This is a genomic window from Mucilaginibacter sp. 3215 (assembly GCF_050433785.1).
Lineage (GTDB): Bacteria > Bacteroidota > Bacteroidia > Sphingobacteriales > Sphingobacteriaceae > Mucilaginibacter.
Genome location: NZ_JBNPWO010000015.1, coordinates 37,511 through 57,576 on the forward strand (window position 1 = coordinate 37,511; position 20,066 = coordinate 57,576).

Here is a 20,066-nt window from a genome sequence, read left to right on the forward strand (position 1 = left end):
GGCCTCTGAAGGTGAAATGACATCTGTGTTCACGTCATTGCTGTAAGGAATGAAGCAATCCCCGACAGGCTGGTAACGGGCTTCATTAGTATTTGACTTACATCGTCGCGCTCTTGGCCGCGCGGGGCCAGTTACTTTTGTCGCCACAAAAGTAACCAAAAAGGCTTGCAGCAGAGAGGCTTCTTTGCGCACAACCTGGCCCCATAGCCCTCGGCGCGGCCTTCACCCTGCAAAACGAACAGAACCACGGGCTGCAATTATTTTGCCCCGACTCGCACGCAATGCCTCCGCTTCTGCAAAAACTTGCTATGCCCCTGCAGCCGCACCGCCCAGCATCGTTCTGCTCGTTTTCACCCGAAGCTGATCTGCTGCGAAAAACCACATTTTTTTTCTTGTCATGGGTAACTTGTTTCAGCACCCCACACGCTAAGTAGCACGTTTGCCAGGCAATCGGCGGCTTGTCCTGTGGGTTCCCGAAACAAGTTCGGGATGACGATTGGAGACGGGCGTTAAACAAGAAAGGCCAGCTTCTCAGCCGGCCTTCTTTATAAAAAAGCAATGTTATATGCTTAACCACTTTTTCCTAACAACCATTTGCTGTTCGGTGGGGCTATCAACAGTAACAATATTGTATTTAACGCGGTTGCTTTTCAGCAGGGTAGCCGGTAAGGTCATAGCTTGCCCGTCGCGGGTTACAGTAACTTCAATTTTATCGCCGGGATTTTTACCATTGATAAGGGTTGCAGCATCAGTAACCGGCGTGCCGTCAATAGCAGTGATCTCGTCGTTTACGTTAATGCCATCAATATAAGCGGCAGTACCACGTTGCACGCTCGTAACAATAATTTTTTTAGCTGCGGTTGTTGTAGTAGTGATACCTAAAGCAGCATCGTTTTTATCGGCCAGTTCATCAACTACTTTGTATCCGGCGTAGCCTAAGTATTTGTTGTAATCGACAGGGGCCAAACCGTTGATATATTTGGCGTAAAAATCATCCAGTTTTTTACCTGCAAATTTTTCAAAGGCAGCTTTAAACTCAGCATCGGTATAACCGCGCTTTTTGATTTTATAATACTGGGTGTACATGTACTTCATGGCATCATCTAACGAGTATTTGCCTTTGCTGTTGTTGATGATCTCCAGATCGAGCATCATACCAATGATTGCCCCTTTGTTGTAGTATGAAATAGTAGTATTGTTAGAGTTTTCGTTAGGGCGGTAAGCCTTAATCCAGGCGTCAAAGCTTGATTCGGCAACGGTTTGTACATTTTTTCCGGGTAGGTTTTCCAGAACATTGAACTCGCCCTCCAAAACATCAAAATAATTCTGAACCGGGAACAGTTGCGTACGACGTACAATGATACCCTGGTAGTACTCGGTAAAACCTTCTGCTATCCAAAGGTTGGTAGTATAGTTTTCATTATCATAATCAAAAGGGCCTAACACTACCGGGCGCAGACGTTTTACGTTCCATAAATGGAAATGCTCGTGCGCAACCAGGCCTAAAAAGCTTTGGTAGCCTTTATCGTTAGTGTAGTTATCGCGGGAGGCTCCTAAAACGGTGGAGCTCAGGTGCTCCAAACCTCCGCCGTTTCGTAAACGGTTGTGCACAATAAATACATAACGCTTATTGGGATTTTCGCCAAAAACGGCTGCTTCCTGGTCTACAATTTTGTGGATATCGGCTTTTAATTTTTCCTTATCGTAATTGCCGCCGCCATACATGCAAATCTCATAATGAACGCCTGATGCGTCAAAGCCAAAAACATCCTGGTTGCCCACTTCAATAGGCGAATCGAACAGGATATCAAAATTGGGCGATAAACGTGTAAAAGGATCATTATTTACCATTTCCAAACTGGTTGAAACTTTATCCCAGTTTTTATATGGTTTAATGTGGATAACAGCTGGTGAATGCTGCATATTGGCCGGGTAAATAAAGATGCCGGTGGTTGAAAGGAAGGCATGCGAGGCATCGATAAAACTGGTTCGTACTGAAAACTCAAAAGCATAAACCCTGTATTTTAAAGTTACTGATGAAATTCCTTTTGTAACAATTTGCCAGGTATTCTTATTGATTTTGGGTGCCGCAACTGGTTTGCCACTGGTTTCGGCGCTTAATGATTCGATGTTTTTTGCGAACTCGCGCACCAGGTATGAGCCGGGTGTCCATACCGGCATTTTAAGCTCAAGGGTGTTTTGCTGAAGGCCGGTAATATGCATTTCAATATCAGCATAATGGGCCTGGGCTTCAGGAAACGAAACATTGTAGGTAATCTGAGCGTTGGCGGCGGCCTCGCTGATGGTAGTACTCATAATAAAAAGCGTTAAAAAAAATAGCGTGCGTAGGTTGGTCAGTTTCATGGCCGCAATTTATAAAATATTATATAATCAGTTATGTATGTGGCGTTACAGCGCCCTAAACACCGTTGTAAAATGGTTGATACATGCAACTATTGTTGATATTATGCTATTAGTTTTACATCGATTTTTAAGTAAATGGAACTGATTGAACCTATTTCGCGCAAGCTGATACGCTTAGGTAAACTGTATCTGAATGTACTGGTAAAGCATACCATTCACCTGGATGTTACCCGGTACCATTATATACTTTCGCTCATTTACTTTCATGACGGGCAACTTACCCAAAACGCGCTGGCAAACCTGCTGGGCAAGGATAAATCGGCCATGGTAAGCATCATTAACCTGCTTACCGCAAAAGGCTTTGTTTACCGCGAAAACAACCCGAACGACAGGCGGCAGCAATTGCTTCGCGTTACCGATAAGGCAAAACTGGCCGTTCCGCAGATCATTGAAACGTTTGAAGCCATCAACGCAGATATTACCGAAGGCATATCCGAAGCCGATATGCAGGTATTTGAAAGCGTACTTACCCGCATGCATAAAAATTTAAAACCATTGATATCACCCGAAATAACCCTACAAGCTAAATCACACACGGATTAAACAAAGTATGAAAACGAAATATATTATTTACACGGCGCTGGCCCTGCTGGTTGCCTATTTAATTTACAATAAATTTTTTAGCGAAGGGGCAAAGAAATCGGCCGCGGCTATGGCTTCGGGCAAGGGCGATAAGAAAAAAGGCGGCGGCGCGGTAGGGGTTAAAGTAATGATAGTTAAAGATACCGCCGTAAACAACATTATTGATATTACCGGTACCATTGATGCCAATGAAAAGGTAAGCCTGATAAGCCAAACAACAGGGAATATTACCGGGATCTATTTTAATGAGGGTACTAAAGTAACAAAGGGCCAGTTGCTGGTCAAAGTGTACAACCAGGATTTAGAAGCATCATTGCAGCAAAACCAGTACCAGGTGGCATTGGCAAAGCAACAGGAAAGCCGTAACCGCCAGTTGCTTCAAAAAGAAGCTATAAGCCAGGAGGAATATGATACTTCATTAACTTCATTAAACTCGTTAAAAGCTGCCGCAAATGTAATTAAGGCGCAGATTGCCCGTACCGAGATCCGAGCGCCCTTTTCGGGGACTATCGGTTTAAGGAATGTGAGCCCGGGCAGTTACCTCTCGCCATCGTCGCCTATTGCCGATCTGGTTAATATCGATCCGGCAAAAGTAACTTTTGCTGTGCCTGAAAGGTACCTTTCTATACTTGGCCCCGGCAGTAAGATCAGGTTCAAAACTGAAAGCTCGATGGAGAATTTCGTGGGTACGGTATATGCCATTGACCCTTCAATTGATGCAAGCTCGCGCACTATTACTGTGCGCGCTAAGGCACCCAATCCTAAAGGGATCCTTACCGCGGGCGGCTTTGCCAAGATCAATTTAACGCTTGATCAAATTCCTAAAACCATTTTGCTGCCCACCGAAGCGGTTATTCCCGATTTGAAAAGTAGCCTGGTTTGGATCTACCACAATGGTAAGGCCATGTCAAAACCGGTAAAAACAGATCTGCGTACCGATACAAAGATCCAGGTAATTGAAGGCTTAAAGCCTGGCGATAGTGTGGTAGTATCGGGCCTGATCCAAATGCGGCCAAAAGTGCCTTTGAAAATTTTAAAAGTTATTAAATAAACCAATATGAGTTTATCCTCAGTAAGTATTAAGCGGCCGGTATTGGCAACAGTAATGTCTGTGGTTATTGTTGTATTTGGTATTATCGGCTATAAGTTTTTGGGCGTGAGGGATTTTCCCTCGGTCGACCCACCCATTATTTCGGTGTCAACCAGTTACTCCGGTGCCAATGCCGATGTAATTGAATCACAGATCACAGAGCCGCTTGAAAAATCCATCAACGGTGTGCCGGGCATCCGTAACATATCGTCAACCAGTTCGGTTGGGCAAAGCAACATCACCGTTGAGTTTGACCTTGATGCCGACCTGGAAACCGCTGCAAACGACGTGCGCGATAAAGTGGGCCAGGCCCAGCGCCAGTTGCCGCAGGATATTAACGCCCCGCCAGTAGTAACCAAGGCCGATGCCAGCGCCGACCAGATCATTACCCTTACCGTGAGCAGTGACACCCGTAACATAAACCAGCTGGATGATTATGCGGAAAATGTGCTGCTGGAAGGCTTGCAAACCATCCCCGGCGTAAGTACCATTAACGTACAGGGACAGCGTCAGTATGCTATGCGCCTATGGATAGACCCTACCAAGCTTTCGGCACTTGGCGTTACAGCTACCGACATTGGTGCGGCTTTAGCTAAAGAAAACGTAGAGTTGCCCGCCGGTAAAATTGAGGGTAATAATACCGAAGTTACCATCAGGGCTTTGGGCAAACTGGCAACGGAAAAAGATTTTAACAACCTCATTATCCGTGCCGACAGCAACAGGGTGATCAGGCTGAGCGATATTGGTTATGCTGTGTTGGGCTCTGCAAACGAGGAAACCATATTTAAAGAGTCGGGGGTGCCGATGGTTGGCCTGGCACTGGTACCGCAGCCGGGTGCTAATTATGTACAGATAGCCAAGGATTTTTATACCCGTTTAGAGCAGATTAAAAAAGATCTTCCGCCCGATATTTCGGTGAAAGTGGCTTTGGATAATACGAGGTTCATTAACCAGTCGATATCTGAGGTGCAGGAAACGCTGATCGTGGCCTTTGTACTGGTGGTAATTATCATCTACCTTTTCTTTCGCGATTGGCTGATAGCTTTCCGCCCGCTGATAGATATCCCGGTATCATTGATCGGTGCGTTCTTTATCATGTATATCTTTGGGTTCTCTATCAATATCTTAACCCTTTTGGGGATAGTACTGGCAACGGGCCTGGTGGTGGATGACGGGATTGTGGTAACAGAAAATATCTATAAAAAGGTAGAGGCTGGCATGGCTATCCGTAAAGCGGCATTTGAAGGTTCGGCCGAGATCTTTTTCGCGGTAGTATCTACATCAGTTACGCTGGCAGCTGTGTTTTTGCCTATTGTGTTTTTACAGGGTTTCACCGGCCGTTTGTTCCGCGAGTTTGCGGTAGTGGTAGCCGGCGCTGTGTTGATATCGGCATTCGTGTCCCTGTCATTGACACCGATGCTTAACGTTAAGCTGATTCGCAAAAACCAAAAGAAATCGAAGTTTTATGAAAGAACGGAGCCGTTCTTCATTAATATGACCACTTCATATACCGAATCGCTCATTAAGTTCATGAAGCGCAAATGGGTATCATTTGCCATTCTTGGGGCATCTTTGGTTATTATCGGCATCCTGGTAAAAGTTATCCCATCCGAGCTTGCCCCGCTTGATGATCGTAGTTTGCTCCGTTACAGCGTTACCGGTTCGGAAGGCGCAACCTATGAGTACATGACCCGGTATATGGATAAGGTATCTAACCTGGTTGCAGATTCAATTCCGGAGGCCAATGTTAACCTTGAAATTGTTTCGCCATCATTTGGCGGCGGCGGTGCTTCAAATACCGGCTTTGGCAGGGTAGGGCTGGTTGGTCCGGATGAACGAAAACGAACCCAGCAGGAACTTGCCGACTGGCTGAATGGTAAGCTACGCAAAATGCCCGATGCGCGTGCCATTGTGGTGCAGGAGCAAACTATCAGTGGCGGTGGTTCCGGATCAAAAACATCGTTGCCGGTGCAGTATGTTATCCAAAATCAGGATTTTGAAAAGATCCGTAAAGTGCTGCCGACCTTTTTTGCCGAGGTGTCAAAAAGCCCGGTTTTCCAGGGAACGGATGTTAACCTCAAATTTACTAAACCCGAGTTGCGCGTGGTTACCGACCGTGAGCGTGCCCGTGACTTAGGTGTTTCGGTTGATGATATTGCCCAAACGCTGCAATTATATTATAGCGCAGGCCGGCTCGACTACTTCCTGATAAACGGTAAGCAATACCAGGTAATAGCACAGGTTGACCGCGCTAACCGCGATCAGCCGCTTGATCTGAAATCAATTTATGTGCGCAGCTCAAAAGGGACGTTGGTTCAGCTGGATAACGTAGTTAAAACATCCGAAGGCGCCACGCCTCCAGCCATTTACCATTTTAACCGTTATAAATCGGCAACACTTTCGGCCGGTCTTGCTCCGGGTTATACTGTAGGCGATGGTATCAAGGAGATGGACAGGATCTCCAAAAGCTTACTTGACGATACATTTAGTACCGCGTTAAGCGGCCCCTCACGTGACTATGCCGAAGGTTCGTCAAACATTCTTTTTGCTTTTGGCTTTGCACTGTTATTGATCTACCTGGTACTGGCGGCCCAGTTTGAAAGCTTTATGGACCCATTCATCGTGATGCTTACCGTGCCATTGGCTATTTCCGGTGCGTTTTTATCACTGTGGTTGTTTAATCAAACCCTCAACATTTTCAGTGAGATCGGAATCATCACCCTTGTGGGGCTGGTAACAAAAAACGGTATTCTTATCGTGGAGTTTGCAAACCAACGGATGGAACAGGGGGTAGCCAAATATGAAGCGGTTGTTGAAGCTGCAACCGCGCGTTTACGCCCAATATTAATGACGAGCTTAGCCGTAGTGCTTGGTGCCGTGCCTATTGCGTTTGCGCTGGGCGCCGGTGCAAAAAGCCGTGTTTCATTGGGGATTGTGATTATGGGCGGGATGCTGTTTTCATTGGTGTTAACGCTTTATATTATCCCGATGATGTACCTGCTGCTGGCCGCTAAAAGCCGTAAAGACCATGACCACGATCCTGAGGATATGGCCGCCGAAGCAGAAATGGCCGAAGCTGCACGCCACCCGCACCATCAAGAACCTAAACTGATCGAAAACTTGTAACATAATATGATGATCAAGAAAATAGCCTGCCTGGTTTGTTGTTTCGCTATGATATCAACCATAGCCTTAGCCCAGCAGGATGCCCCCTTACTTACTTTAAAAGATGCTGTTGAAATAGCGCTGAAAAACAACTACAATATCAAGTTGTCGCAAAACAATTCAACCATAGCATCAAATAATGTTACACTTGGTAATGCAGGGATTTTGCCGGTGGTTACCGGCGACTTTAATGACAATAACAGTCGCCAAACAACCAAGCAAACCCGTAATGATGGTACGGTTAACAATATCCGCAATGCCAAAAACTCCAATAATAATTATGGGGTAAACCTTAACTGGACAATTTTTGATGGCTTTGCCATGTTTGCAAATTATGATCAGCTAAAGCAGATGGATAAACTGGGTGTACTGCGATTACAGGATACCATACAAAGGACGGTGGCCAGTGTTATCGATACTTATTATAATTTGATCAGCCAAAACGAACAGATCAAGGCATTGAAAGGAGCTATTGATATTTCCCGCACGCAGTTGCGCATTGCCAATGATAAGTTTGCTGTAGGCAGGGCTTCGCGATTAGAAGTATTGAATGCCCAGGTAAACCTGAATACAGATACCGGTAACCTGGTGATCCAGTACCAGCAATTCAAGACAACCAAAATACAGCTTAACCAGTTACTGATCCGCGACCTGCAAACCGATTTTTCTGTTGCCGATACTATTATAGTTGATGAAAAGCTTGCGCTGGCCGATGTGCTTAACAATGCGCAACTGCAAAATCCGGCGATATTATCGTCACAAATAAACCAGCGCCTGGCCGAGATCAACCTTAAACAGGTGCGGGCCACACGGTATCCGCAGGTGGGGCTAACATCAGGCTATACCTTTACCAACAGCAAAACACCGGCAGGGTTTACCTTGTCGCAAAATGTACATGGCTTTAATTACGGCCTCACGGCAAGCATCAATATTTTTAATGGCTTTAACCAAAACAGGCGCGAAAAAAATGCGAAAATCCAGATTGACAATGCCGGCATTGCCGCTAAACAAACCAAACTGGATATTGAAAGCCAGATCAACAGCTTGTTTGTGGCATACCTTTCGGGGCTTGACCTGGTAAAGCTGGAAGAAGCCAATGTAAACCTTAACAAAAAAAACCTGGATATTACGCTTGATAAGTATAAGTTAGGTAATATTACCCCGCTTGAGGTAAGGGAAGCACAGCGTAACTATCTTGACGCGCAATCAAAATTCTTTGCCGCGCAATACCAAAGTAAACAGGCCGAGATCATGTTAAAACAGATAACCAACAGCATTAACATCAAATAAAAAATATTTTAATAATAAGTTTAAAAACTTATTTTTGAATCATGACCGCGCCTTTCAAAACCTGTATGCTTATTGATGATAACTACATTGATAGCTTTATAACACGCCGGGTTTTGGAAAGCAGCAACTTTGCCGAAGATATCATCGTGCGTCACTCGCCAATGGAAGCTATTGAATCATTAAAAGATGGATCGGTGAACCCCGATGTTATTTTTTTAGATATCAGGATGCCAATGATGAGCGGCTTTGAGTTTCTGCAAGAATTTGCCGGTTTGGATATCGCTAAAAAAGGAATAAAAATATATATGTTATCGTCATCGCTTGATCCTACCGATATCAGGAACTCGGAAGATAATAAGCATATTACACAGTTTATTCATAAGCCACTTACAGTTAAAGCGCTTGAAGAAATTTGTCAATGATCTTAGTTGCAGATAGCGGATCATCAAAAACCGATTGGCTGCTGACCGTTTCAGACCAGGAAACCCGCTCATTCCTTACCGCGGGATTAAACCCGTATTTTTTAACCGAAAAAGAGATAGCCCGCATTGTGCTGGAGCAAGCCCCTGAAATGGTGGCGTTTGCCGGCGAAATTTCTGAAATTTATTTTTTTGGTGCCGGATGCAGCAGCCCCGACAGGCATGAGATTGTATCAAATGCCCTGAGCACACATTTTAATAAAGCTTATATCAGCGTTGACAGCGACCTCCTGGGTTGCGCTTATGCAACCTGTGGCCAGGAAAAGGGTATTTGTTGTGTAATGGGCACCGGCAGTAATATCTCTTTTTTTGACGGCGAGGAAATTTACGACGGACAGCATGGCCTTGGTTTTGTTTTGGGCGATGAGGGCTCAGGCACCTGGTTTGGCAAAAAGCTGATCACTGATTTTTTATATGGTAATATGCCGTATGATATCAGCCAGAAGTTTGATAAGGCTTACCACCTGAACAAGGAGATCGTGATCAAAAATGTGTATCAAAAGCCTAATGCCAATACTTACCTGGCATCGTTCAGTAAGTTTGTAAGTGAAATAAAAGCCACCGAATACGGCCACTCCATGCTGGTTGACGGTTTGGTTGAATTTATTGAAACCAATATCAAATCATACCCTGAGTATCATAAATATAAATGCCACTTTGTTGGCTCCATAGCTTATTCATTTTCTGAGGAGCTTGTGTCTCTGTGCCACCTGCACGGCGTAAAAACCGGGAAGATCATCAAACACCCCATCAATGACCTAATGGCCTTTATCCTGAAAAGGAATGAAATGGCAACAGAAGAGTAATTTGAATTATACCCATACAAGATTAAAAAGCACCTGTCATTCTGAGTAATTAAATCCGGCGAACTCTGAAGGTAAAATGACGTCTCCACCATCCGTCATGCTGAACTTGTTTCAGCACCTCACTTGCTAAGTATACTTCATGTGGCTTGTCATGTGGGTTCCCGAAACAAGTTCGGGATGACACCAATTTTTAGCTATGATGGACAATTGTATTGTTGGATTGACAAATCTGTATTACGTTCGCCAGTGTGCCCCCCCTTCATTTGTCATCCCAGCCTAATAAAAATTAATTCAGGAATGATTGTTCCAAAATGGGTTTATATTTGTGGAACGATTGATCCAAATTAAATTAATCTTCCAGAAAATGAAAAAATTAGAAAACAAGGTTGCAGTAGTAACAGGAGCTTCAAAAGGTATTGGCGCAGGTATAGCTAAAAGTCTGGCTTCGGCAGGTGCTGCAGTAGTAGTAAATTATGCATCAGATAAAAATGGTGCTGATAAAGTAGTGGCCGAAATTACCGCCGAAGGCGGCAAAGCTATCGCCGTACAAGGCAGCGTGGCAAAGAAGGCCGACGTTGATCGCCTTTTTGCAGAAACAAAAGAGGCTTTCGGTGGTGTTGATGTTTTGGTGAACAATGCCGGTGTATATCAGTTTACACCGATAGAAGCTGTAACCGAAGAAGAATTTCACCGCCAGTTTGATATCAATGTACTGGGCTTATTGCTTGCTACCCAGGGAGCGGTAAATAGCTTTGGCGATAAAGGCGGCAGTATAATCAACATAAGCTCAACGGTAACCCGTATTACTCCTCCGCAAAGTGCTATTTATACAGGTACTAAAGGCGCGGTTGATTCTATTACCCAGGTTTTGTCAAAAGAGCTTGGCCCTAAGAAGATCCGTGTGAATGCCATCAACCCGGGCATGGTCGAAACCGAAGGAACACACACCGCAGGTTTTATCGGCAGTGATTTTCAAGCACAAATTGAAAGCACCACACCGCTTGGCCGTATCGGTCAGCCGGATGATATTGCACCTGTTGCCGTATTCCTGGCATCTGATGATTCTCGCTGGTTAACCGGTGAAATTATCCTGGCCAGTGGCGGTGTGAGATAATCATGCCTAAAACCCGGTTAACGTAAACGGGGAAGGGTATAACTAAACAATTAATTAAAAATGAATAGCTTTGCCCAAAACGGGTAAAGCTTTTTTGTTATGGCACGAAGTAAAGATTTTGATGAAGCCGAGGTATTAAGCAAGGCCGTTTGCATTTTTTGGCACAAGGGCTACAATGGCACGTCTATGCAGGATTTGGTTGACGGCCTTGGCATAAGCCGCTCGAGCTTGTATGATACTTTTGGTGATAAACACGCTTTATATATTAAAGCTTTGGATAGCTATCAAAAGGCGGGTGGAAACCAGATGTGTGATATTATCAATAATTCAGCATCGGCCAAAGAGGCTATACAAAAGCTTTTAGAGCTTACCATGCGCGATTTGCTAAACGATGAACAACGTAAAGGCTGTTTCATGGTAAATGCCGAAATTGAACTGGCATCGCTGGATGCTGAAGTTAAGAATGTGGTATGCCGAAATGAGCAGCAGTTTGAAGATGCCATTCTTCAGGCTATAAAAAAAGGGCAGGACAGTGGTGAGATCCGTAGCCCTCAGGATTCCCTGGCATTGGCCCGGTTCATCATGAATGCGGTAAGAGGCATGCAGGTATCAGCTAAAGCCACAGCCGATAAGGCTTTTTTTGATGATATTATAAAAACCACCCTTTCTGTACTTGATTAACAGCCTTTAAGTTGGCCTCCTAAGCTGTTAACGTTTGTTTTTTCCTCAATCTCATCCCCAGTAAAAACACAATGCCAAGCCCTGCCAATACGCTGCCGGCTTGCGGAATATAATCGCCGTGTTTAACATAAAATGTGAGCTCACTATTAAGGTTGATATCTTGCTTGATCGAGGTTTTAACCCACCATTCTGTATGTTTAACCACATCGCCGCGCTGGTTGATAAACCCGGAAATACCGGTATTGGCCGATTGACAAACCCAGCGGCGTGTTTCGATAGCCCGAAGTTTGGCATAATCTAAATGCTGGTCTTTACCCGATGTGTTTTCCCACCAGCCATCGTTAGTAATAATAGCGATAAACTGAGCACCCTTTTTAACAGAGCGGGCAATGTAACCTCCCCATATCGATTCATAGCAAATAACCGGATCAACCCCGATGCCGCTTTGCGAATAAAGCACTTTTGCATCTTTTTCGGGAGCATAGTTGCCGGTAGCACCGCCTAAATGTTCAAATACGGGTTTCAGGAATGAAAGTGAATTGCCGAAAGGCAATGACTCGGCCCCGGGCACTAATCGCGATTTGTGATAGGTTTGAATCCTGTCGCCATTTTCAATATTGAGGGCTGTGCTGTAAAAGTCGGCAAACTGGTCGCCGCCCCATGGTGATGGAACTGCCGTTGGTGTTGCCCTGTTGTTATATAGCCTGTATGTTTCGGCGCCGGTAACCAGGTTGCCATTAGGGTATTTCCGTAAAAAAAGCTGGGCCTGCTTAATAAAATCATTTTGGCCTATCTGTTCTTCGTTAATATAAACAGGCGCAGGGATAGCTGTTTCGGGCCAGATAAAAAATTCGGTATTGGGTTGGGCCACCTGTCTTGAAAGCTGGATCAGGATATCAAGCTGTGAAGCCGGGGGAATGGTGCCATCTTTCTCGTAAGGATCTATATTGGGCTGGGCAATAACGATGTTTGATGGGTTTACTTCTTCAACATAGTTATGATAAACCGATAATGAATAGCCAAGAGACGCTGTTACAACAATTAAAATCGCCGTGATTAACGCCATTCTGTGGCGTTTGGTCTGAGCTTCGCGAAGGCTTGTATAAATTAAAAAAGCCAGGATATTTACTACCCAGATCCATAAAGTGCCGCCGTATACGCCGGTATATTCATACCACTGTATCCATTGATGGGCCACGGCAAAGCCATTTCCAAGCGTCATCCACGGAAAGTAGAGGTCCCAGCTTTGATGCAGGTATTCGTACCCGATCCAGAAGCAAACCAGGCCAATTAGTGCAACCCAGCGAGGGGCAACCAATCTCAACCGGTAATACAGCCAGAAAGCCGTTGCCATCAACAACGGCCCAAGCGAATAGGGGATAAGGGTAATAGGAATTGCTACAACTTCGCCTACCATCTTTAGCGCGTTATAAACCCAGTAAACAGATAATGAGTTCCAGATAAAAAAGCCAATAAAGGTTACATTAAATACCCGTCTGCCTTTTTTAGGCCTGTCATCATTGATGATGTCTTCTATGGCCAGCAACATAGGCACAAAGCCAATGAAAAGTAAAAACGTAGTATAAGGAGTAGGCGGCCAGGCTATCCATAAAAGCAAGCCAGATAGTATGGCTAATGGTAGGTTTTTTTTCATGTAGAGTGACAAGAATTATGCTGTTGTCGCTTATATTTAAAATTATAAAATGTCATTGCGAGCGTAGCGTGGCAATCGCATGCTGTACAGAGCGGCTATGCTTCCGTGCGATTGCTTCGTGCCTCGCAATGACATTTGGGCGCGTTGAAGTTTTACTCTTCTTCCTCATCCTTTTCATATTTCCCTTTTGCCGGTTTAGCCGCTGCGCCGGCCACGCACATCACAAACTCGCCTTTCATAGGGTGCGTTTCAAAGTACTGTTTTACTTCGATAACAGTACCCCGTACGGTTTCTTCAAACATTTTGGTGAGTTCACGAGATATCGAGATCTGCCTGTCGGCCCCAAAATACGTGGCCATTTCATCCAGTGTTTTTAACAAACGGTGGGGCGACTCATATAGTATGATGGTCCGCTCTTCTTCGGCCAAAAACTTGTACCGGGTTTGACGGCCTTTTTTTAATGGCAAAAATCCCTCGAAACAAAACTTATCGGTAGGAAAGCCCGAATTTACCAGGGCCGGCACAAAGGCGGTAGCGCCTGGAAGACATTCCACAGCGATATTAAATTTTAAAGCCTCGCGTACCAGGAAAAAGCCCGGATCGGATATAGCCGGTGTACCGGCATCCGAAATGAGCGCGATATTTTTCCCCTGCAGCAAAAACTTAATGATCTCGTTGCTTGATTGATGTTCGTTATGCTGATGATGAGCAAATACCTTTTGGTGGATTTCGAAGTGTTTCAACATGGGAGCAGAGGTGCGGGTGTCCTCAGCCAATATTAAATCCACCTCTTTTAACACGCGGATAGCCCTGAAGGTCATATCCTCCAGATTACCTATCGGAGTGGGAACTAAATATAGTTTGCCTATGGGATTGTTCATGAGTTTTTAGTGGCAGTTGCAGCAGGCAGTTGCAGTTATCTGGTCATGTTTTAAAAAAAACTGCCGCTGCTACTTAAAACTGCTACTTAAAAAATATCTTTGCCTAAAAAATAAAATAATGCTGCAAGTTAGTTATATCCGTGATAACCGGGAACAGGTTTTGGAACGTTTGGCTGTAAAAAATTTTAAACAGCCCCAACTGGTTGATGAAATAATTGAACTGGACGACAAACGCCGCTCCACTCAAACCAGTATGGATAATGTTTCGGCCGAGGCCAATGCAGCTGCAAAACAAATTGGCGAGCTGATGCGTGCCGGTAAAAAAGAAGAAGCTGAAGGCCTTAAGGGCAAAACCGGCGCATGGAAAGAAGAGATCAAAAAGCTTGGCGACCTGCTTACCATTACCGAAGAGGAACTTTACCAGAAACTGGTATTGCTGCCCAACCTGCCACATAGTTCTGTACCCAAAGGCTTAACTCCTGAAGACAATGAGGTAGTATTGGAGAACGGTACCAAGCCTGAGTTGCCTGCCGATGCGCTACCGCATTGGGAACTGGCCGCTAAATACAACCTGATTGATTTTGAACTGGGCGTTAAAATAACCGGAGCCGGTTTTCCAGTATATAAAAACAAGGGTGCTAAATTGCAACGCGCATTGATCAATTATTTTATCGACGAGGCCGAAAAAGCAGGCTATAGTGAGGTAAGTGTACCATTAATGGTGAATGAAGCATCCGGCTTTGGCACATCACAATTGCCGGATAAAGAGGGCCAGATGTACCATGTAGGTGTTGATAACCTGTACCTGATCCCTACCGCCGAGGTGCCTATTACTAACCTGTACCGTGAAGTGATCTTAAAAGAAGATCAATTGCCTGTACGTAACTGTGGCCATACACCTTGTTTCCGTCGTGAGGCAGGTTCATATGGCGCACACGTACGCGGACTGAACCGCCTGCACCAGTTTGATAAAGTAGAGATAGTAACCATTGCCCATCCCGATAAATCATACGAGATTTTGGAGCTGATGAGCAGCCATGTACAAGGCCTGTTACAAAAGTTAGGTTTACCATACCGAGTATTACGCCTTTGCGGTGGCGATATGGGTTTTGGTTCTGCCTTAACTTACGATATGGAAACCTGGAGTGCGGCGCAACAACGCTGGCTGGAAGTTTCATCAGTATCAAACTTTGAAACTTTCCAGAGTAACAGGCTTAAGCTGCGTTTCCGCAATGCCGATGGTAAAACACAGTTAGCACATACGCTAAATGGCAGCGCGCTGGCCCTGCCGCGGATTGTCGCTACTTTGTTAGAGAACAACCAAACCGAAAAAGGAATTAAAGTACCGGAAATACTTGTGCCTTATACTAAGTTTGAGTGGATTGATTAAATTTTCTTAATTCGCCAATAATACACGCGTCATTGCGAGGTACGAAGCAATCCCAGATAAGCAGGTCGTCCCTGCATAGTTTGGGATTGCTTCGTACCTCGCAATGACGTTTTTAATAATATGGCTACCACCCCGCCAATATCAAAGCCAAACCACTTTTTGAAAGCTTTCGTGTTCGGCTCCGATGATATCCCTATATAGTTCAGGCTTCCTGGCCTGGATGTAACGATAGCCACCGGCTTTGGTTAGCTTATCAGGAGTTAGTTCGGCCAAAACTAATTCATTGTCTAATGATCTGCATTCGGCCATAATATCACCGTACGGGTCAATGATCATGGAACAGCCATTTTTTAGCTGATCATCGTCCATGCCTATAGGGTTGGAAAATACAGTATAGATAGCATTATCATAAGCCCGGGCGGGTAACCATTTCATTAACCATTGCCGACCTTTAAGACTGTCGAACTCTTGCCTAAGTACCTGCTCGTTTGTTCTTTTGTCTTTCCATAATTTCGGGTCAACAAAGCCGGCGCCTGGTCGGGTTGATGGTGTGCACATAGTGACGTGCGGCATAAAAATAATCTGTGCGCCAAGCAGGGTAGTTGCCCGTACATTTTCAATTATATTATTATCATAACAAATCAGTATGCCGCATTTCCATCCATATAAATCAAATACGGTATACGCTGTGCCGGGTAAAAGATGTGGATTAATAAATGGATGCAGTTTGCGATGTTTGGCAATGAGTCCGGTTTTATCAACGCATACATAAGCTTTAAACAGGTTGTCCTCTTTGTCCTTTTCAAACAGACCGGCCAGTATAGCGATGTCATATCGCCGGGCGTACTCGGTTAATGTAGCGATGCTCGCTCCGCCGGGGATTTCTTCGGCCAGCTCAAGCATTTGTGCTTTATCAAGTTTCCGGGCAAAGGTATAGCCTGTTATGGAGCATTCATGAAAAGCTATCGCTTTGGCACCTTGTGCCGCGGCATCCGCTGTCATTTTTTCAATAACTGATAAATTATAAGCTTTATCACCGCTTCTGTTTTCAAATTGAGCAGTGGCGATTGTTAGGTTTTCCATACGCTGATCATCTTTTTCAAAACTACCAGAGCCATACCTGAAAGCATTGTAAAAAACCGACAAACGCAGTTTTAAACCAACGGCATAAAGTTTATTGCTAAAAGATTGTGATTGGCTTTGTATTGCAGGGGAGTAACGCCTGTGTGTTTCCGGAAAAAGTGATTAAGATGCGCCTGGTCGTAATATCCGCAGGCATAACTCAATGAGCTTAGCTCTTTTATTGAAGATAGCTTTTGAAGTTGTTTAAGATAGGTTTGAAACTTAACGGCGTCAATATACTTTTTAGGCGAAATACCTACCTCTTCCTCGAACTTACGCTCAAGCTGCCGTTCGGTTACGGGCATCACATCAAGTAAATTTTTAACGTTAATAGTACCCTTGTTTGCGTGAATGATGTTTATGGCCCGATCTGTAATGTCTGCACGTTTTCTTTTCGAAGCCATTTTGTTCAATAAAAATTGTTCGGCAATTGCAGCCGCAGCAGGGAGGTTAATGGTGTTTGCAATGCGGTCTTCCAAATCAAGGGCATCCTGCCCTAAGAGGTCTTTTAATGGCACGGTGTTATTATTTAGTTCATAGGCCGCCACACCAAGTAAAGACAACAAAGCATTAGGTTGCAAAACCACAATCAGCATAGCCAGTTCACCAGCCGAAATAATATCATTATAGCGGGTTATTTGCCCGTAAACAAAACTGCCGGGTTGCTTGCTGGCAACCGTGTGTTGTTGGTTATATTGGAGTAAGGGGGCTTTTAAATGAAATACAACCCCTGGGTTACCGTCAGAAAACAGGCGGTAATTCATGGCAACACGCGGTTCATGCACTATAATTAAATAGTGCTTAACAATACCCGAGAGCAAAAGGTGGGGTGCTATTTGCATTATAATGTTTAAAGATAATACAAGCTCTGCTTTTTGGGGGTAGCGGGTTCAATATTTCCTATACACGTTATAAAGAATATTCAAATCCAACTGTGTCATTACCGGTGTTTCATCCGTTTGTACAAAGTGACACTTAAAGGCAACAATGGCTACCGGGAGATTGCTGATATCATAGCCAATCAGCTTAAGTGCTGTAGCATAATCAAAATTATCAGGGGGTAACTCCAGTAGTTCCTCTCGCCAAAAGCCAAAACCTTTTTGGGCTAATAATTTCCATGGGAAAAGCGGCCCCGGATCGGGTTTGCGCAATGGTGCTATATCCTGGTGCCCTATAAAATTTGCCTGCGGAATGTTGTAGGCTTTTTTGAGCTGAGTCAATAAAGCAAGCAGGCTTTTTATCTGTACATCATTAAAAGGCTCGTGCCCATTATTGTCAATCTCAATGCCGATGGAACAGCTGTTCATATCGGTAATACTGCCCCATTTGCTGATGCCGGCATGCCAGGCCCGCAGGTAATCGTTTAGCATGTGGTAAACCTTGCCGTCTTTACTTACTACATAATGCGCACTCACCTGCGGCTTTACCAGCGTGAATGTGGTGAGGGTTTGTTTAACCGAATCCTGGGCAGTATAATGTATAATGACATAATTGGGCTTACGCAGGTTGAAATTCACGGTACCAACCCACTCCGAAGGGATGGCGCCTCCCGCGCTGTCAACCAGCATGGCCGGCTGCTCGCGGCTAATTACCTCTACCAATGAATCGGTTTGGTTGTGGTATATTTTATTAGTGGCCGCGAACGGTTGTACTTTAGGCGAGCATGCGCTGATGGTGGCTACAACGGCCATAAATAAAAAAACGTATATATTTTTCAAACCTTGATTCTCCTGATTAAAGATTTCTCCCTGATGATTTAAACAAGTATACAAAAAACCTTGATCCATTTGATTTAAAGACTTTCTGATTTTATCAGGTAATCCGCAAATCAATTAAATCAAGGTTCAGATAGCGTACCTCGTTGGAGATAGCTTATCAAATTTTATATTTCAGCAGCGTTATATAGCTGTCGACCGCCTGATTACGCCTAACAGAAGCGCGATAATAGCTATTACCAGCAAAACGTGAATAAGGCTGCCGACTGTCGTGAAAAATACGCCGATTGCCCATCCTATTATAAGGATGACCGCAATTATATACAGGAGTGAGTTCATAATAATTTGTTTTAATTAATGATTTTCATAGATATTAGTATAATAACTATGATGACTGAAAAGTTTTAAATTCTGTGTTTTTTAGGGGAGATACAGCTCATTTAACGTTGTATTTTGTAAAGATTTATTCCACTGTGTACCTTTAGGCACCTTACCTATAAAAACGATGAAATATTTTCTGCTGCTTATCTGCCTGCTTCCGGCCGGGCTTGTGTTTGGCCAGTCGAAACTACCTGTGATCAAAGCAACATCAAAAAAAGTAGCGATTAACGATGGCGGGTTTCTGGACAAGAACGCCTGGTCGCTTTCGCCAAAAACAAGGCCGGATGTTTATACTGCCGACAGGACCCGGGCGACAAAGTGGGTAACTTTTTATACCGACATCGATTCGATAAGGGTAAAGGTTAAGCCCGGTACAAGGTATAACTTCGTTATCTTGCTTAACGGTAAGGATTCATGTTATACGCAAATAGCAAGCGCTATACCGCCGGCGGATGAACAGGAAGCCCGAATCAGCAAAAACGATACTATTCCGTTTAAACTTACAGCCTACAGCGCCATAGCGGTAAAGGCTGTGATGAATGATACCGACACGTTAAACCTGCATTTTGACCTAAGCTCATTCGATTTTCATTTAACACGGGATGCCATATTAAAAAGGACTAATCTGCTGCCCAATCAGGCTGATGTGTTGGCTGGTAAAGCTAAGCCGAATTTTACTGAAATGAGCAAGGTCCAAAAATTGCAAATGGGCACAGCTGTTTGGCATAGCCAGGAAATGTTACCTACAAACATAACCTCGACTGGAATGGACGGCCGTTTTGGCTGGAACCTGTTTGAGGGTAAACAGGTAGAGATTGATTATGATAACAACCGTATCATCATCCGCAATAAAATGCCTAAAAACTTAAAAGGTTATGAACGCTCGAAGATTGGGTTTATCCATTCGTTTCTTTATGTTACCGGTACGTTTGAAATAGACGGCAAAAAATACACCGGCAATTTTTCTATGGATACCGGATCCGAACAGTCATTGATACTGGATAGTGAATGGGCTGTTAAAAATAATTTCCCCAGGGATCTTAAACTCATCAAGTCATCCACCATCAGCGATCCGCGCGGGGTAAAATATGAAATGAAGATTGTAGAAACACCATTGTTCAAGCTCAATGGATTCCCTGTTAGTAATGTGCCGGCCATTATGCTGAACAATAAAAACCCGATGGGTTTTGAAATTAATTATTTAGGTAACGGGTTGCTAAAACGGTTCAATATGATCCTCGATTTTAAAAGTGATTACCTGTACCTGAAGCCTAATAAATTATCTACCTGAA

17 protein-coding genes are annotated in these 20,066 nt (G+C 44.3%); 10 read left to right on the plus strand and 7 right to left on the minus strand.

Going from position 1 to position 20,066, the window contains the following annotated elements; genetic code table 11:
- Window positions 1-561: 561 nt before the first annotated feature.
- Window positions 562-2,316 carry a M61 family metallopeptidase gene (locus tag ABIC84_RS20765; RefSeq protein ID WP_429264802.1) on the minus strand — a complete coding sequence of 585 codons (1,755 nt, stop codon included), beginning with the start codon at window positions 2,314-2,316 and terminating at the stop codon, window positions 562-564.
- Between the two features lie 183 nt (window positions 2,317-2,499).
- Here ABIC84_RS20765 and ABIC84_RS20770 point away from each other — a divergent pair, with 183 nt between their 5' ends.
- The 8 genes from ABIC84_RS20770 (at window position 2,500) to ABIC84_RS20805 (ending at window position 11,631) form a co-directional block, all read left to right on the plus strand.
- Complete coding sequence (locus ABIC84_RS20770) at window positions 2,500-2,967, plus strand: MarR family winged helix-turn-helix transcriptional regulator (protein ID WP_429264803.1); 468 nt, start codon at window positions 2,500-2,502, stop codon at window positions 2,965-2,967.
- 7 nt (window positions 2,968-2,974) lie between these two features.
- A complete protein-coding gene (locus tag ABIC84_RS20775) occupies window positions 2,975-4,057 on the plus strand; it encodes an efflux RND transporter periplasmic adaptor subunit (RefSeq protein ID WP_429264804.1) in 1,083 nt (360 codons plus the stop codon).
- Between the two features lie 6 nt (window positions 4,058-4,063).
- The gene (locus tag ABIC84_RS20780) at window positions 4,064-7,222 is read left to right on the plus strand and encodes an efflux RND transporter permease subunit (protein ID WP_429264805.1); all 3,159 of its coding nucleotides are present in this window, start codon (window positions 4,064-4,066) and stop codon (window positions 7,220-7,222) included.
- Window positions 7,223-7,228: 6 nt separating this feature from the next.
- Window positions 7,229-8,551: a TolC family protein gene (locus ABIC84_RS20785; RefSeq protein WP_429264806.1), complete on the plus strand. Its 1,323-nt coding sequence runs from the start codon at window positions 7,229-7,231 to the stop codon at window positions 8,549-8,551.
- 41 nt (window positions 8,552-8,592) lie between these two features.
- Window positions 8,593-8,973, plus strand: coding sequence for a response regulator (locus ABIC84_RS20790; protein WP_429264807.1), 381 nt, complete (start codon window positions 8,593-8,595; stop codon window positions 8,971-8,973).
- Window positions 8,970-9,836, plus strand: a complete 867-nt coding sequence (locus ABIC84_RS20795; RefSeq protein ID WP_429264808.1) for an N-acetylglucosamine kinase — start codon at window positions 8,970-8,972, stop codon at window positions 9,834-9,836. The genes ABIC84_RS20790 and ABIC84_RS20795 overlap by 4 nt, the downstream gene beginning before the upstream one ends.
- A 364-nt stretch (window positions 9,837-10,200) precedes the next feature.
- Complete coding sequence (locus tag ABIC84_RS20800; RefSeq protein WP_112656429.1) at window positions 10,201-10,950, plus strand: SDR family NAD(P)-dependent oxidoreductase; 750 nt, start codon at window positions 10,201-10,203, stop codon at window positions 10,948-10,950.
- 99 nt (window positions 10,951-11,049) lie between these two features.
- Window positions 11,050-11,631: a TetR/AcrR family transcriptional regulator gene (locus ABIC84_RS20805; RefSeq protein WP_090533491.1), complete on the plus strand. Its 582-nt coding sequence runs from the start codon at window positions 11,050-11,052 to the stop codon at window positions 11,629-11,631.
- Between the two features lie 19 nt (window positions 11,632-11,650).
- On the opposite strand, the gene lnt is transcribed toward ABIC84_RS20805, so the two are convergent.
- Entirely contained in the window at window positions 11,651-13,285 is a 1,635-nt protein-coding gene (gene lnt / locus ABIC84_RS20810; protein WP_429264809.1) for an apolipoprotein N-acyltransferase, read from the minus strand.
- A gap of 152 nt (window positions 13,286-13,437) precedes the next feature.
- Window positions 13,438-14,166: a 16S rRNA (cytidine(1402)-2'-O)-methyltransferase gene (rsmI, locus tag ABIC84_RS20815; protein ID WP_429264810.1), complete on the minus strand. Its 729-nt coding sequence runs from the start codon at window positions 14,164-14,166 to the stop codon at window positions 13,438-13,440.
- Window positions 14,167-14,284: 118 nt separating this feature from the next.
- On the opposite strand from rsmI, the gene serS reads away from it, so the two are divergent.
- The gene (gene serS, locus ABIC84_RS20820) at window positions 14,285-15,556 is read left to right on the plus strand and encodes a serine--tRNA ligase (RefSeq protein WP_429264811.1); all 1,272 of its coding nucleotides are present in this window, start codon (window positions 14,285-14,287) and stop codon (window positions 15,554-15,556) included.
- Window positions 15,557-15,697: 141 nt separating this feature from the next.
- Here serS and ABIC84_RS20825 read toward each other — a convergent pair whose 3' ends face one another.
- The 4 genes from ABIC84_RS20825 to ABIC84_RS20840 all read right to left on the minus strand — a co-directional run bounded on the left by ABIC84_RS20825 (window position 15,698) and on the right by ABIC84_RS20840 (window position 18,732).
- Complete coding sequence (locus ABIC84_RS20825; protein WP_429264812.1) at window positions 15,698-16,702, minus strand: nitrilase family protein; 1,005 nt, start codon at window positions 16,700-16,702, stop codon at window positions 15,698-15,700.
- An 8-nt stretch (window positions 16,703-16,710) separates the two neighbouring features.
- A complete protein-coding gene (locus ABIC84_RS20830; RefSeq protein ID WP_429264813.1) occupies window positions 16,711-17,520 on the minus strand; it encodes an AraC family transcriptional regulator in 810 nt (269 codons plus the stop codon).
- Window positions 17,521-17,568: 48 nt separating this feature from the next.
- Entirely contained in the window at window positions 17,569-18,396 is an 828-nt protein-coding gene (locus ABIC84_RS20835; protein WP_429264814.1) for an N-acetylmuramoyl-L-alanine amidase, read from the minus strand.
- 180 nt (window positions 18,397-18,576) lie between these two features.
- A complete protein-coding gene (locus ABIC84_RS20840; protein ID WP_429264815.1) occupies window positions 18,577-18,732 on the minus strand; it encodes a lmo0937 family membrane protein in 156 nt (51 codons plus the stop codon).
- 166 nt (window positions 18,733-18,898) lie between these two features.
- Between ABIC84_RS20840 and ABIC84_RS20845 the strand changes: the two genes are divergently transcribed.
- A complete protein-coding gene (locus tag ABIC84_RS20845; protein ID WP_429264816.1) occupies window positions 18,899-20,065 on the plus strand; it encodes a hypothetical protein in 1,167 nt (388 codons plus the stop codon).
- Window position 20,066 lies beyond the last annotated feature (1 nt).